Raw genomic sequence first — 14,069 nt, 5'->3', positions numbered from 1 at the left:
TTGAAAGCTGCCCGGACAGCGGCAGTGGTTACACAGTCTTCACGTACGCCAGCACTTCCGCTGCATGACCTGGCACTTTCACTCCGCGCCATGCGTTGAGCACGGTGCCGTCACGCCCGACGACGAAGGTGCTGCGCTCGATGCCCCGCACCTGCTTGCCGTACATGTTCTTCATCTTCATCACGCCAAACGCCTCGCAGGCGGTCTCCTCGGGGTCACTCACCAGTTCGAACGGCAGGCCGAGCTTGGCCTTGAAGTTTTCGTGCGAACGCAGGCTGTCACGTGAGCATCCCCATACCGTCACACCCAGTGAGGCAAACTCGGCATGCAGCGCGGCGAAGTCCGCACTTTCGTTGCTGCAGCCGGGGGTGTTGTCCTTGGGGTAGAAATACAGCACGAAGGGCTTCTCGACCTCGGCAGTGCAGAAGGTGCGGCCCGAGGTGGCCTGCAACGTCAGTTCGGGGCAGGGCATGCCTTGCATGGATGGGTCCTTTTTTGTTTTGAATGATCCAAAGCTTAAACCAAGCCAGCCCGACATTAACAGCCGAAGGTGACAGGCGCATGTTCATTCTTATGGATGCCGGCGCAACAGGACCATGACCGCCCCGCCTCCACCATCCTCCGGCCGCGTCTCGCAGAAGGCCAGCACATCCGGGTGCTGGCCAAGCCAGGTACGCACCATGCGCTTGAGCACCGGCTGCCCATCAGAGCCGAAGCCTTTGCCGTGGATGATGCGCACGCACACCCCGCGCTGACGGGCGCGATGCAGGAAGACAGCAAGCACATCGTGCGCCTGGTGGCGGTCGAGTCCATGCAGATCCAGCTCTGCAGCCACCGGCCAGTGGCCATTGCGCAGCTTGCGAAGCGTGCCGTGCGGCTGGCCGGGGCGAGCGTGCTGATGGGGTTGGTCGACCGGCTCGAACCAGTGTGAAGCCTCAAACAGCAGTGCGCGTTCGATGTCGCCCCGCGTCGGGGCATGTAGGGACTGCCGCTTGGGGTGTGGACTGGGCTTTTTGACGACCGGCAGATGACGTCCACTTGGCTTAAGCGGGACGATGTCCGGAAAAAGGCTGGGAAAGTCGGGTTCGGACTGAAGAGGGATGGAGGGCGGTGCGGCACCCGGGTTGGCCGAAGCATCGGCAGCAGATTCGCGCAGGGCGCGAACCTGCTGCCGGGCATGGCGCAGCTGTTCCTTGAGCGGGCGCTTCAAGTCACGGCCCTCTGGGGCTTACTTCAGGGTGTCGAGATAGCGCTCGGCGTCCAGTGCGGCCTGGCAGCCCGAGGCAGCACTCGTCACGGCTTGGCGGTAAATATGGTCTTGCACGTCTCCGGCGGCAAATACCCCGGGAATGCTGGTGGCAGTGGCATTACCCTCGCGCCCGCCGCGGGTCACGATATAGCCGGTACCGTCCATCTCCAGCTGGCCTTTGAAAAGGTCGGTGTTGGGATGGTGGCCAATAGCCACAAACAGGCCCATAACCGGCACGTCCTCAGTACTGCCGTCGGCTACCGACTTCAGGCGCACGCCCGTCACACCCGAGGCATCCCCTAGCACTTCGTCGAGGGTAGCGTTGAGCTTGAGGGTGATTTTGCCTTCGTTTACACGCTCGTGCAGCTTGTCCACCATGATCTTTTCCGCACGGAAGCTGTCACGGCGATGGATGAGGGTGACGTGGCGAGCAATGTTGGCCAGGTACAGAGCCTCTTCGACAGCGGTGTTGCCCCCGCCAATCACGGCTACGTCCTGGTTGCGGTAGAAGAAGCCGTCGCAGGTGGCACAAGCCGAAACGCCACGGCCCTTATAGGCTTCCTCGGAAGGCAGACCCAGGTACTTGGCCGAAGCGCCGGTGGCAATGATCAGCGCATCGCAGGTGTACTCACCGGCATCGCCGATCAGGCGGATCGGCTTTTCCTGCAACTGTGCGGTGTGGATGTGGTCAAAAATCATCTCGGTGCCGAAGCGCTCGGCATGCTGCTGGAAGCGCTGCATCAGTTCCGGACCCATCACACCGTTGGCATCGGCCGGCCAGTTGTCCACTTCGGTGGTAGTCATCAGCTGCCCACCCTGGGCCAGACCGGTGATCAGCACCGGCTTGAGGTTGGCGCGGGCTGCGTACACGGCAGCGGTGTAGCCGGCCGGGCCGGAGCCAAGAATCAGCAGGGGGGCGTGACGGGTAGCACTCATGATTCTTTCCTGTTCATGGGTTTCGTTTGTAAGCGACGATTTTACCAGTTAAATTGATGCCGTCAGGGCACTCGGCCCCCTCATGGCGTTTGATTGTTTCAATGAGGCCGATAGGGAGAACGCATGGACGGCATTGCCAGTCTTTCCACGGCCATGGCCCAGGCCAAGGTTGCGCAGAGCGTGCAGATCTTCGCGCTCAAACGTGCCAGCGAAGTGGCTGCCCAAGGCACGCTGGCGCTGATACAGGGCATCGCAGCGCCCGAGGCCCGCAACAATCCGGCCCATCTGGGTCAGAACATCGACATTACGGCCTAACTACCTTATCCTGTTGAAAGGACGCCTTCTGGCGTCCTTTTTTGTTAGTGCTGCCAGCGTGGCTGGGCGATCAAACCCGCTCCTCGATAATGGGGGGCGCGGCCTGCAGCAGGCTCTGGCTCGCCTGATACTGCTCAACCGCCACCTGGCCGGAGAGCGTTTCCGCGGGGGAAAGCGTGACTTCCCGGGTGGTGTCCACCGATGTATCCGTCCTGACGTCGCGGTCGAGATTACCCTCCACGGCAGGAGCAGCCGCCATGGAGGCCACGGCACCGTCCGCCACCGGCCGGGCGATACCGGTAACGGTATTGTCACGGCCGCGGTCGGCATACGGGACCCACATCGGGGAAGAAGCCCCCACTGACAGCTGCATGTCGGTCAGGCGCCGGTCAAAAGCGTTGTCCAACGCCACCTCGGCCGGCGTCTGTACCGGCATGGCCGCGGCCGGTGTCAAGGGCGAAGGCGTCGTGGCACCCGGAGCAGGGGAGGCGGCTACATCCGTGCTCACCGGCTGCGGCCGAAGCGGGTCAGCGAGCCGGCCGGCAGGCCTTGAACCGGCGGCTGTCCCGTCAATCTCGACACCGAGGTTGGCCGAAAGCGGCGGCAACCCACGCGCCTCAAAAGGCAGGGTGGTGCGGGTGTTGTAGGCGACCGTTTCTTCGGCAGGCACGGCATTGGCGGTATCGTTCAAACGCGTCTGCCGGTCCAGCTGGCGAGCCACATCGGCCCGTTCTGCCTGCGTTTCATCAATGTCTGCGGCATTCTGGGCACGCAGCGCCTCAGCCTGGTCATCAATCAGGGTTGCCCGCAGGTTTTCGGCAATGCGGGCCTCTTCGCCCACGGTGGAATCGGCAAGCTCAGCGGCCTCCAGCCGGCCGGCCGCCGCATTGGCAAACACCGTGGCGGCCGAGTCGGTCGCGCCACCTAGACTTAGCAGCGGGTCCCCGTCTTCGGAAACGGTCTGTGCAAGACCTGCCAGCGTAGTCTGCGCGTCTGGCAAGGTGGTGGTAGTCAGCGGGTCTTCAATGGGCGGGGCGGCATCCGGCGTTTGGGGTGAGGCGGGTGGCGCCTCCACTACCTCGACAGGCTCCCGCGCCAGCGGGGCGCCGGTTTGCGCAACCACAGGCTGTGCCAAGATCACATCGCCTCTGGCTGCCGGATCGGGACGTGCGGCAGCGGCCAGGGCGGCCTGCGTAGTGACGGCATCGGGGGCACTGCCCAGATCAAGCTCGGGTGCAGTGTCGGCCACAGCAGCCGTGATGGTAGCGTCGATGCGTTGGCGGTTCAGCTCGTCCTCCACCGCCTGAACGGCCGGGTTGACGGTCGGGACGGTGGCCAGTGCGGGCAGGTCGCTGGGTGAGGAAGCAGGCGGGGGGGCAACCACGCTTTCGGTGGCCGCCGGTCGCTCGGTACGGGTGGACGGCTGCAGAGCGTTCACGTTCTCTGCCCGGGGCAGATAGACCGGAGAAGTACTGATGGCTGCCAAGGGCGAAATCATGGTGGCCTCGCTTTCGTGTTTCGGACGCGCCAGGCGGTGACAGGTATTAGACGCCGGAGGAGGAAGCAGGTTCCACTTTTATGCCGACCGGTTCGGGCATTTCCGGCAATCGCCACATCCACAGACTGAGCAACGCCCAGATCGTTACTACAATAACATACACCCACGCTACCGAAGGCAGCAGTGCCAGCGATAGTGAGAAGCTGGCTGCCATGCTGACCAGCGCCAGTCGCTTGGCGCGCGGCGCAATCGCCCGGTGGCGCTGCCAGTGGACAATGGCAGGGCCCAAGCGCGGATGACGCAGCAGCCAGCCGTGCAGTCTGGGTGAGGAGCGCGCGAAACAGGCGGCCGCCATCAGGATGAACACGGTCGTGGGGAGGAGCGGCACGAACAGCCCGACCACGCCAGCGGAGAGTGAGACGAGCCCTGCGCACAGCCACAGCCAGCGGGCGGGCAGACAACGGGAAACAGACGGCATACGGAACGACCTCCAGCTTCTTTCTAGCCCGACGATCCCTCGCCGGCAAGCGGCAGAGGTGCCCGGCTTCGGGAACACCTCAGGGTGTTAGCAAGATCAGTTCCAGCATGCGGTCGGCCAGTTGGTCCACCGTCAGCGCTCCGTCGCGGCGGTACCATTGCACCGACCAGTGCAGGCTGCCCAGGAGAGTTCGCCGCAACAGACGCGTGTCTGGCTTGACCAGCCCGGCCGCAGCCGCCTCGTCCAGCACCTCCTGCCAGAGAGCCTCGTACCGGTCGCGCAGGACGATAAGGCCGGGGCGTGCTTCTTCGGACACGCTACGCCATTCGTAGAGCATCACTTCCAGTGCGGCCTGGTTGTCCCCAAGGAGCGAAGTCAGATGAACGTGAAATAGCGCAGCCAGCTTCTCCCGGGGAGAACGCGCCAGTGCCAGGGCCTGCTGGAGCTGGTCGGTGGTGCTGGTGATACCCAGCGCCATGACCGCCACCAATATCTCCTCTTTGGTGCGGAAATGGTAGAACAGGCTGCCGGATTGCAGGCCCACGGCCTGGCCTAGGTCACGTACGGTGGTACGCTCATACCCTTGGTCGCGGAACAGCCGAGCAGCAACGCGCACCAACTCCATGCGGCGGCTGTTCTCTTCGGGCGGGAAGGATTTTTTATCGTTATTGTTCATAGAGTTGTCAGCGGTGCAGAACGATGGGCGTGACCTGTGCGGCCCCATCCAGCCAGCGTTGGGCTGCATTCCATACGTGATCGGGGGTCATGTCTTCCAGGCAACGGGTATGGCCGAACGGACAAGTACGTTCGAAACAGGGACTGCACTCGACGCCGAGCGACACCACGCTGGCCTGCCCCGATAGCGGCGGGGTGAAGTCCGGACTGGAAGATCCGTAAAGGGCCACCAGTGGCTTGTCGAGCGCGGCCGCAACATGCATGAGGCCGGAATCGTTGCACACGGCAAGCCGGGTCAGACCCAACAGGTCAATTGCCTCCTCAAGTCCGGTGGCGCCACAGAGGTTTACCGCGGCCCCTTCGGCCAAGGTGGCGATCTCGTCACCGATCGCCCGGTCCTTGGCCGAACCGAACAGCCACACGGCGTATCCAGCCATCTGGAACTGCTGGGCCAGAGCCGCGAAATGCCGGGTAGGCCAGCGCTTGGCGGGCCCATACTCCGCGCCCGGACAGAAGGCCACGACCGGCCGGTCGAACGGCAGACCCAACCGGGTTAGCACCCCTTCCTGGCGGACGCGGTCCACGGCGAGTCGCGGATAGGGAATCGGCCGTTGCACCGAAACCCCCTTGTCCTCTGCCAGCGCACAGAAGCGTTCCACCATCATCGGCAGGAGCTTTTCGTCCAGCTCGCGGGTGTCGTTGAGCAGGCCGTAGCGCGACTCGCCGACAAAGCCGGTACGCAACGGAATGCGTGCAAAGAAAGGAATCAGCGCCGCTTTGAGCGAATTGGGCAGAACGATGACCTGGTCGTAACCTTCGCGTGCCAGCGCACGCCCGGCTTTCCAGCGCTCGATGAGGCGCAGTTGGCCGTGGCCGAAGGGGTTGAGATGTGCCTTCGCCACCTCCGGCATGCGGGCCAGGAGGGGCAGCGTCCACCCCGGTGCGAAAACATGCAGTTCCAGACCGGGATGCCGTTCATGCAGCCGACGGTAAAGTGGCTGCGCCATGACGCTGTCGCCCACCCACGAAGGCGCAATTACCAGGATTTTCTTCATGCGGATCAAGCAAAAAGGTGCGGCTGGGCCGCACCTCGGTGGTTCAGAGGAGAGTTCGGCTCAGTGATGATGGCCGGTGACCGGGCCAACCAGCTTGTACTGCGTGCCACAGTAGGGGCAGCGGGCCTCGCCGCCCTGTTTGACGATGGGCAGAAACACGCGCGGATGGGCGTTCCACTTCACCATGTCGGGCATCGGGCATTGCAGCGGCAGGTCTTTTTCGGTGATTTCGATCACGCGCTGATCAAGTTGCTTCAGTTCGGCCATGCTTGTCTTTCCTTGCAGGGCCCGCGCTTAGCGGGCCGAGAGTTTACTGAATGTAGGTGAGCCAGTCTTCGTGCGCCGGATCCAGGCCCTTCACGCAATCGAAGTAGCGCTGCTGGATTTCGGCGGTGACCGGGCCACGTCGGCCTTCGCCAATCTGGCGGTTGTCCAGCTCGCGGATCGGGGTGACCTCGGCAGCGGTGCCGGTGAAGAAGGCCTCGTCGGCGCTGTACACCTCGTCGCGGGTGATGCGCTTCTCGATGACCTCCAGGCCCATTTCGCCAGCAATCTGGACGACGGTGTCACGCGTGATACCTTCCAGCGCAGAGGTCAGGTCGGGCGTGTAGAGCTTGCCGCGACGCACGAGGAAGATGTTCTCGCCCGAGCCTTCGGCCACGTAGCCTTCCACGTCCAGAAGCAGTGCCTCGTCGTAGCCGTCGCGGGTGGCTTCGGTGTTGGCGAGGATGGAGTTCATGTAGTTGCCGTTGGCCTTGGCCTTGCACATCGTGATGTTGACGTGGTGGCGGGTGAACGAACTGGTCTTGACGCGAATACCGCGCTCCAGACCTTCTTCGCCCAGATACGCGCCCCAAGGCCAGGCCGCCACGATGACGTGCACGTCGCCCGCTGGCGGAGCCACGCCCAGCTTGCCGGAACCATAAAAGGCCATCGGGCGGAAGTAGCAGCTCTTCAGGCCGTTGGCCTTTACCACCGCGGTGTGCGCGGCATTGATCTCGTCCTTGGTGAAGGGCAGGGTCATGCCGAGAATGTGCGCCGAACGGAAGAGGCGGTCGGTGTGGTCCTGCAGACGGAAGATGGCAGGACCGCGCGGGGTTTCGTACGCACGCACGCCCTCGAAGACGCCCATGCCGTAGTGCAGGGTGTGGGTGAGGACATGCGTGGTGGCATTGCGCCAGTCCACGAGTTCGCCGTCGTACCAGATGTAGCCGTCACGATCTGCCATCGACATCTTGAGTCTCTCCGTTCTGGTCTGTGTGGGGCGATTATACCGCCGCAATACCGCTTGTGAACCGCAGCCTCACGCAGCGTCTTCTCCGAACACCCCGGCCCACAGCGCGCGCCCGGCGGCATAGTGTGCCCGCAGGGTGTCGTCCACGGTGACGCGCGACTGCTCGTTGAGCCGGGCCGCGTGCTGCAGCCGCCGGTAGTGGCGGTAGGCCCGGCGTGCGCCTTCGGCCAACCCTGCATCGACGAAGCCCGACTCGGCGGCGACCGCAAGCAGCGCGATGTTGCCTGCGTTGGCGGTCAGGGCCGGTACCGCATGCGCATGCGCCAGAATGAGGTACTGAACGATGAACTCGATGTCGACGATGCCACCGCGCGCATGCTTGACGTCGTCCTCGCGCGCCGGATGCGTGTCGAGCATCTTGCGCCGCATCGCCAGCACTTCACTTGCCAGCGCTACTGCATCGCGCGGCTGGGTCAGCACGCCGTGGCGGATAGCCTCAAAGCGCTCACCGATGCCGGCGTGTCCGGCGACGTAGCGGGCGCGGGTGAGAGCTTGATGCTCCCATATCCACGCCTGGCGGGTCTGATAGGTGGCAAACGCCTCCACGGTGCTCACGAGCAGGCCACTGGAGCCGTTGGGCCGCAGCCGCAGGTCGATGTCGTAGAGCACGCCTGCCGGGGTGGCACTGGTCAGCCAGGTGGAAAGCTTGCGCGCCAGACGCGAGTAGAGGTCTGGCGCGTCCGGGTGCTCGTCATCGAAGAGGAAAATGATGTCCAGGTCCGAAGCGTAGCCCAGCTCCTTGCCGCCCAGCTTGCCGTAGCCAACGATGGCGAAGCATGGGTCTTCGCGGTGGCGGGCGGGAATGTCCAGCCAGGCATGCCGCAGAGCCGCGGCCAGCACGATGTCGGCCAGCAGCGACAATTGGTCGGAGAGCGCTTCCACCGTCCACATGCCAGCCAGATCCTGCGCCACCAGCCGGAAGGCCTGCGCATGCTGGAAGTGCCGTAGTACATCCATCTTGCCCTCAACATCGCCATCTGCCTCCTGCAACTGGCTTTCCAGCTGCAGGGTCAGGGCCGCCCAGTCCGGCGGGGCGTACAGCACGCGGGCATCCAGCAGCTCGTCGAGCAGGATCGGATGGCGGGACAGGTAACCCGCCACCCAGGCACTGGCAGAGCACAGCGAAGCCAGACGCTGCAGCGTCTGCGGGTATTCGCTCAGCAAGGCAAGATAGGAAGCGCGCCGCCCAATGGCCTCCAGCAGCGAGAGAATGCGTGACAGCGTTTCGTCGGCATTGGGGAAGGTGGCCGACACCTCGATCAGCGGTGGGATCAGTGCATCGAGTTTCTTGCGCGCGCCCAACGGCATCTGCAGGTAACGTTGGCTGCCGGCCAGTGCCTTGAGCTGCCGCTCCACCTCGGCAGGTTGGCCGAAGCCGAGCGTGCCCAGCTGTCCGCAGCAGTCCTGCTCCGCGATGTCCTGCCACAGCGCCGTCAGCGGGTGAGCCGGTGCGTTTTCGGTGGGCAGGAAGAATACCTGCTCGAAATGGCGGCGCACCCGACGGCGATGCCGGTCCAGCGCCTCCATGAAGTCGCCCCAGTCGGCATGCCCCATGCTGCCGGCGATCCGGGCGCGGCCCTCAGGCGTGGCCGGCAAGACCTGGGTCTGCTGGTCGTCCACATACTGCAGCCGGTGCTCCAGATTGCGCAGGAAGGCATACGCCTCCGACAGCTCGGCCACCGCATCCGGCTCCAGCAGCCGCATCTCGGACAAGCGTTCCAGCGTCTGGCGTGTGCTGCGCAGCTGCAAACTCTTCTCGCGACCACCTCGAATAAGCTGAAACACCTGGGCAATGAACTCCACCTCACGGATACCGCCTGGCCCCAGCTTGATGTTGTCGGACATGTCACGCCGGGCCACTTCGCGCCGGATCTGTGCATGCAGGTCGCGCATCGCACCGTAGGCGTTGTAGTCCAGATACTTGCGGTACACGAAGGGTCGCACCAGTTCGTTCAGCCCTTCCGCATCGCCCGTAACCGCGCGCGCCTTGATCCAAGCGTAGCGCTCCCACTCGCGGCCTTGCGTAAGCAGATAGTTCTCCAGCGCGGCAAAACTCATCACCAGCGGGCCGGAGTCGCCATAGGGTCGCAACCGCATGTCCACGCGGAACACCTGACCATCGACGGTGACATCGTTCAGCAGCGCGATCAGCTTCTTGCCCACCCGGGTGAAGTATTCGTGGTTGCTGAGCGGGCGCGGGCCGTCGGTTTCGCCGCTCTCGGGGTAGATGAAGATGAGGTCGATGTCCGAGGAGACGTTCAGTTCGTAGCCGCCCAGCTTGCCCATCGCGATCACGATCAGTGACTGCTCTGTTCCACTGTCCTCACCCATGGGGCGGCCATGCTGCATACATGCGGCCTCTGCCGCTGGCAGGGCGCGGCCAATGGCGAAATCCGCCAGCAGGCTGATGGTGGTGACGACTTCGTCAAGATCGGCACGTCCCGAGAGGTCGCGTACGATCAGGCGGGCCATCACGGCCTGACGCAGCCGGCGCAGCGCGCTACCCAGCGCATCGCTGTCGGCCACCAGTGCGGGCCAGTCGGCAAAGGCGTGCATCTCTGCCTCGTCGAAGGGCTGGTCCAGCCGTTCGGCCAACCTGGCAGCCTCCTCGGGTCGGGCTTCGAGCAGACGCTGCAGATAAAGCGAGAAACGCACGCCATCTTCGATGGCCGTGGAGGGTTTTGCTGGCATAATTGGGTCCTTGCCGTGCCTGCCTGTCAACCTCTCCATTGTAATGGTTTGCCTCTCTTGGAAAAGCGCCTGTCATCCCTGAAATCCCTGCGGGTCATCCACGCGGCCCGACAGGCGCTCAAGACCGTGCTGGTCCTCGCCGTGCTGTGCGCCGGGTTCATCGGTGCCGTCTTTGCCTATTTCTCTCTGGCCGTGCTGCCGTCCCTCGACGACTACCGCCCCAGGCTGGAGATCGCCCTGTCTGACGCCACCGGCCGTACCGTGCGGGTGGAGCGCCTGAGTGGACGCTGGGCCGGGATCGCCCCCGAGCTGAAGCTCGAAGGGGTCCAGCTGGCCAATCCGCGTAGCGGCGAGGCCCTGCGTCTGGCCTCGGTGGCGCTGGTGCCTTCGTGGCGTAGCCTGGCGGCTTTCGACCTGCGCCTGGCGCGGCTGACGGTAGAAGCGCCGCAGGTAGAAGTGGTACGCGGCCGGGACGGCCGGCTGTACATCAACGGTCTGGGCACACCCACCGGTGGCAATGCCTCTGACCGCTCCCTGTTCGACTGGCTGCTGCAGCAAGGCGAACTGGAAATCCGGGATGCCCGCATCACTTGGCAGGATGAATTTCTCGGACTGCCCCGCGTCGGACTGAGCCGCGGCAATCTGCTGCTGGAAAACGGCCTGTTCGGCCATAGCCTGAAGGTCTTCGGCCAACCTTCCTCACAAGTGGGGCGCAGCGCCGCGCTACAGGCCCGCTGGCGCGGCGACACGGTCAGCCGCTGGCGGGAATGGAAGGGCACCATCGAGGTCAGCCTGCAGGGCGCACGTGTAAAGCCGTGGGCCAAGTATGTGGAAAGGCTGGGGGTGCTGCGCGCCGGGGAAGGAGACGGCGTCGGGGAGCTGACCTTTTCGCAAGGCCGGCTGGACCGGCTCTCGGCCGAGTTACAGGTCAGCAATGCACGTTACCAGCCACCGCGCGCCGGCGAGCTGAGCCTGCCCCGCTTTGGCGGCCGGCTGCTGATCGAGCGCGAGGGGCGCGCCTATCGCATCGAGGCCAGCCGGCTCACGCTGGCCAGCGAAACCGGCCTTGCCTTCGACAATGCCAACATCACCGGCCGCTTCGAGGAGGGTGCCCAGGGCAGTGGTGAATTCGCCCTCGACAACGCCGACCTCGCGCCCCTGTCGCCCTTCATCCACGCGCTGGGTGCCGACCGCAACCCACTGTTTGCCCGCTTCTCGCCGGCGGGCAAGGTGCGCGACTTCAAGGCGGGCTGGACCGGTCCGGTTGACGCCCCCGCCACTTACCATCTGAGCAGCCGCTTTGCCGCCTTGGCCTGGCAGCCCTTCGGTCCGATGCCGGGCGTGGCGGGCGTGGACGGGCGTGTGCGCTTCGATAACCGGGGCGGCGAGCTGGTGCTCGACACCGGGCGGGCCTCGGTCACCATGCCGCTGGTGTTCGCCAATACCCTGGCCTTCGACCGGCTGCAGGCCGAAGCCCGCTGGGCTTTCGAAGGACAGGGCGTGCGGGTGCGCCTGCCGTCAGTGCGCTTCGGCAATGCCGACCTTACCGGCAGCGTGCAGGGCGAGTACTTCAACCCCGGCCAGGGCGCCGGGCAAATCAACCTGACAGGCGGCATCGATGCCGTGCCGGCCGCCCGTGTGCCGGACTACCTGCCGTATGCGGCCGGGCGCCATACTGCGGCCTGGCTGGCCCAGGCACTTAAGCGCGGTACTGCCCGCAACGCCCGCTTCATCCTGCGCGGAGACTTGGGGCGCTTTCCATTCCGGGGTGGCCAAGGGGGCGAGTTCAGCGTGGAGGCCGACACCGACAACGTCACGCTGGCCTTCGGGCAGGACTGGCCGACGATCGATGGCATCGACGCAGCCCTGCGCTTTCACAACGAGAAAATGGAGATCCTCAGCCGCCGTGCCAGCACCGCCGATGTGCCCCTGCATGGCGTGCGCGTAACCATCCCGGACCTGGGAGCCGACATTCCGATGCTCAACATCGCCGGCGAAGCCCGCGGTCCGCTGCCGGCCATGCTGCGCTACACCACGCTAAGCCCGGTGGACCGTTGGCTGGACGGGCTGACCGGCCGCATCGAGAGTAGTGGCCCAGCCAGTCTGAAGCTGCAATTGGGCATACCGCTGCACGGCGACGGTCGCACTGCCGTACGCGGCGATCTGGACTTTGCCGGCAACCCGGTTACGTTCCGTGGCTGGCCCATCCCGACCCTGCAGGACACACGTGGCCGGCTCACCTTCACCGACAGTGGCGTGGAGATCGCCGGCCTGCGCGTCAGCGCGCTAGGGGGCGTGCTGCGGCTGGATGCACACACCGATGCCCAGCGGCGCATGCACTTTACGGTGGGTGGCAACGCTGATTCACGCCAAGTAATGCAGAACTGGGTTCCCGCGCTGGCGCCGCATGTGGAAGGTCGCGCCGACTATCGGGTGGCGTTCTCGGTTCTGCACGGCCTGGAAAGCCTGACCGTCAGCTCACCGCTGACGGGCACGCGCAGCCTTGCTCCCCCGCCAGCCAGCAAGGCTGCGGCAGAGGTCTGGCCACTACAGGTAAAGCTGACGCCGGGCCGCAATCATGGCTGGAACACCGACTTCAGCATCGACAAGCGGGCGGACGGACGCTTGCGCCTGGACGACGACGGTCACCTCCTCGCAGCACAGATCGGCATCGGGCAGCCTGCCGCGCCCGCAGTCGATGGCCAGATTGGCGTCGGTATTCGCGCCGCGCAGCTGGACTTGGGTGCATGGAGCCGGCTGGCAGGCGGGCTGCCCGGTGAGACGCCAGCCTCTGGCGGTCGGGGGCAGGGGCTGGTCGTCAGCCTCAATGTCGACCGTCTCCGCTATGGCCGCTACCAGCTGGCGGCCGTCCACGGCCGGGTGGAGCGCCCTGCCAACAACAGCCGCTGGCAGATCGCGCTGGACAGCAAGGAAGTACGTGGACAGGCCGGGTTCGTTCCGACCGATGGCGGGCAGTTGGACCTGCATCTGGAACGGCTGGCCCTGCCGCTGCCCTCGGGCGAAGGCGTGGCAGGCGACACACCGGACACCGGTCAGTCGGCCCGCTGGCCGGCCATCCGCGCGCAGGTGGACAGCTTCCTCTACCGTGGCGAGCCGCTGGGCCGGCTGACCGTCAACGCCCGGCGCGATGGTCCGGCGTGGCAGCTGGAGCAGCTTTTGCTCGTCAACGACGAAGGACGCTTTGCCGGGGACCTGACCGTAACGCCTGGCAGCCACGTGGACGTGCGCTACAGCGTGGAAACCCAGGACTTGGGCAGGCTGCTTGCACGCTTCGGCCAACGTGACACCTTCCGGCGCGGCAGCGGTACCCTGTCCGGCCAGCTGCGCTGGCCTGGCTCGGTGGAAGACTTCGCGGTGGCCCACCTGAGCGGCAGCGCCCGGGTCAACCTCGTCAACGGTCAGTTTGCCAAGGCGGACCCGGGCGTAGCGCGCCTCTTGGGCGTGCTCAGCCTGCAGTCGCTGCCGCGCCGCATCCGTCTGGATTTCACCGATGTCTTCAGCGAGGGCTTCGCCTTCGATACACTCACCGGCCACGCCGGCATCACGGAAGGGGTATTCACCTCCGACAGCATCCGCATGCGCGGGCCGGCAGCCGACGTGGCCGTACAAGGTCGCGTGGACATGCGCAGCGAAACGCAGGATCTTATGGTGACGGTACAACCGCATGTGGCAGACAGCCTGGCCATCGCAGCGGGTGCGGCGCTCGTCAACCCGCTCGCAGGCGTGGCGGCCTTGGCAGCGCAGAAGGTACTCAAGGATCCGGTCGGCAAGATGCTATCGGTCCAGTATGCGATCACCGGCCCGATCACCGACCCGCAGATCAAACGCGCCGGCAGCGGCGCCAAGCCCCGATAGCG

Annotated in this window: 12 protein-coding genes; 2 read left to right on the top strand and 10 right to left on the bottom strand. The window is 65.1% G+C overall.

Annotated elements, in window-relative coordinates; translation table 11 throughout:
• Positions 1-28 precede the first annotated feature (28 nt).
• From EV669_RS09545 to trxB, 3 genes are all read right to left on the bottom strand, one after another.
• The gene (locus EV669_RS09545; protein WP_055434085.1) at positions 29-481 is read right to left on the bottom strand and encodes a peroxiredoxin; all 453 of its coding nucleotides are present in this window, start codon (positions 479-481) and stop codon (positions 29-31) included.
• A 90-nt stretch (positions 482-571) separates the two neighbouring features.
• Positions 572-1,210, bottom strand: a complete 639-nt coding sequence (locus EV669_RS09540) for a Smr/MutS family protein (RefSeq protein WP_072242876.1) — start codon at positions 1,208-1,210, stop codon at positions 572-574.
• An 18-nt stretch (positions 1,211-1,228) separates the two neighbouring features.
• Positions 1,229-2,185 (bottom strand): thioredoxin-disulfide reductase, encoded by a 957-nt coding sequence (gene trxB / locus EV669_RS09535; RefSeq protein ID WP_055434087.1) that lies wholly within the window; start codon positions 2,183-2,185, stop codon positions 1,229-1,231.
• A 123-nt stretch (positions 2,186-2,308) separates the two neighbouring features.
• Between trxB and EV669_RS09530 the strand changes: the two genes are divergently transcribed.
• Positions 2,309-2,500 carry a YjfB family protein gene (locus tag EV669_RS09530; protein WP_054286492.1) on the top strand — a complete coding sequence of 64 codons (192 nt, stop codon included), beginning with the start codon at positions 2,309-2,311 and terminating at the stop codon, positions 2,498-2,500.
• A 70-nt stretch (positions 2,501-2,570) separates the two neighbouring features.
• Here the strand turns inward: EV669_RS09530 and EV669_RS09525 are convergent, their stop codons facing one another.
• From EV669_RS09525 to glnE, 7 genes are all read right to left on the bottom strand, one after another.
• Complete coding sequence (locus tag EV669_RS09525) at positions 2,571-3,998, bottom strand: hypothetical protein (RefSeq protein WP_132098535.1); 1,428 nt, start codon at positions 3,996-3,998, stop codon at positions 2,571-2,573.
• Between the two features lie 46 nt (positions 3,999-4,044).
• Complete coding sequence (locus tag EV669_RS09520) at positions 4,045-4,476, bottom strand: YbaN family protein (protein ID WP_165922742.1); 432 nt, start codon at positions 4,474-4,476, stop codon at positions 4,045-4,047.
• Between the two features lie 79 nt (positions 4,477-4,555).
• Positions 4,556-5,152: a TetR/AcrR family transcriptional regulator gene (locus EV669_RS09515; protein ID WP_132098534.1), complete on the bottom strand. Its 597-nt coding sequence runs from the start codon at positions 5,150-5,152 to the stop codon at positions 4,556-4,558.
• A gap of 7 nt (positions 5,153-5,159) precedes the next feature.
• Positions 5,160-6,206, bottom strand: coding sequence for a lipopolysaccharide heptosyltransferase II (gene waaF / locus EV669_RS09510; RefSeq protein WP_054286488.1), 1,047 nt, complete (start codon positions 6,204-6,206; stop codon positions 5,160-5,162).
• Positions 6,207-6,266: 60 nt separating this feature from the next.
• On the bottom strand, positions 6,267-6,473 hold the full coding sequence (locus tag EV669_RS09505) for a zinc-finger domain-containing protein (RefSeq protein WP_132098533.1): 207 nt from the start codon (positions 6,471-6,473) through the stop codon (positions 6,267-6,269).
• Between the two features lie 43 nt (positions 6,474-6,516).
• Positions 6,517-7,440: a branched-chain amino acid transaminase gene (locus EV669_RS09500; RefSeq protein WP_132098532.1), complete on the bottom strand. Its 924-nt coding sequence runs from the start codon at positions 7,438-7,440 to the stop codon at positions 6,517-6,519.
• Positions 7,441-7,509: 69 nt separating this feature from the next.
• Positions 7,510-10,230 carry a bifunctional [glutamate--ammonia ligase]-adenylyl-L-tyrosine phosphorylase/[glutamate--ammonia-ligase] adenylyltransferase gene (gene glnE, locus EV669_RS09495; RefSeq protein WP_132098531.1) on the bottom strand — a complete coding sequence of 907 codons (2,721 nt, stop codon included), beginning with the start codon at positions 10,228-10,230 and terminating at the stop codon, positions 7,510-7,512.
• 18 nt (positions 10,231-10,248) lie between these two features.
• Between glnE and EV669_RS09490 the strand changes: the two genes are divergently transcribed.
• Positions 10,249-14,067, top strand: coding sequence for a YhdP family protein (locus EV669_RS09490; RefSeq protein ID WP_165922741.1), 3,819 nt, complete (start codon positions 10,249-10,251; stop codon positions 14,065-14,067).
• Positions 14,068-14,069 lie beyond the last annotated feature (2 nt).

Source organism: Gulbenkiania mobilis (assembly GCA_004346645.1).
Lineage (GTDB): Bacteria > Pseudomonadota > Gammaproteobacteria > Burkholderiales > Chromobacteriaceae > Gulbenkiania > Gulbenkiania mobilis.
This window is presented reverse-complemented; position numbering and strand designations above follow the sequence as displayed.

What these genes read in the sequence shown, in the direction of transcription:
- EV669_RS09515 (WP_132098534.1), bottom strand. Translation starts at nt 5,152, where the DNA reads ATGAACAATAACGATAAAAAATCCTTCCCGCCCGAAGAGAACAGCCGC.
- EV669_RS09545 (WP_055434085.1), bottom strand. Translation starts at nt 481, where the DNA reads ATGCAAGGCATGCCCTGCCCCGAACTGACGTTGCAGGCCACCTCGGGC.
- trxB (WP_055434087.1), bottom strand. Translation starts at nt 2,185, where the DNA reads ATGAGTGCTACCCGTCACGCCCCCCTGCTGATTCTTGGCTCCGGCCCG.
- EV669_RS09530 (WP_054286492.1), top strand. Translation starts at nt 2,309, where the DNA reads ATGGACGGCATTGCCAGTCTTTCCACGGCCATGGCCCAGGCCAAGGTT.
- waaF (WP_054286488.1), bottom strand. Translation starts at nt 6,206, where the DNA reads ATGAAGAAAATCCTGGTAATTGCGCCTTCGTGGGTGGGCGACAGCGTC.
- EV669_RS09500 (WP_132098532.1), bottom strand. Translation starts at nt 7,440, where the DNA reads ATGTCGATGGCAGATCGTGACGGCTACATCTGGTACGACGGCGAACTC.
- EV669_RS09505 (WP_132098533.1), bottom strand. Translation starts at nt 6,473, where the DNA reads ATGGCCGAACTGAAGCAACTTGATCAGCGCGTGATCGAAATCACCGAA.
- glnE (WP_132098531.1), bottom strand. Translation starts at nt 10,230, where the DNA reads ATGGAGAGGTTGACAGGCAGGCACGGCAAGGACCCAATTATGCCAGCA.
- EV669_RS09525 (WP_132098535.1), bottom strand. Translation starts at nt 3,998, where the DNA reads ATGATTTCGCCCTTGGCAGCCATCAGTACTTCTCCGGTCTATCTGCCC.
- EV669_RS09520 (WP_165922742.1), bottom strand. Translation starts at nt 4,476, where the DNA reads ATGCCGTCTGTTTCCCGTTGTCTGCCCGCCCGCTGGCTGTGGCTGTGC.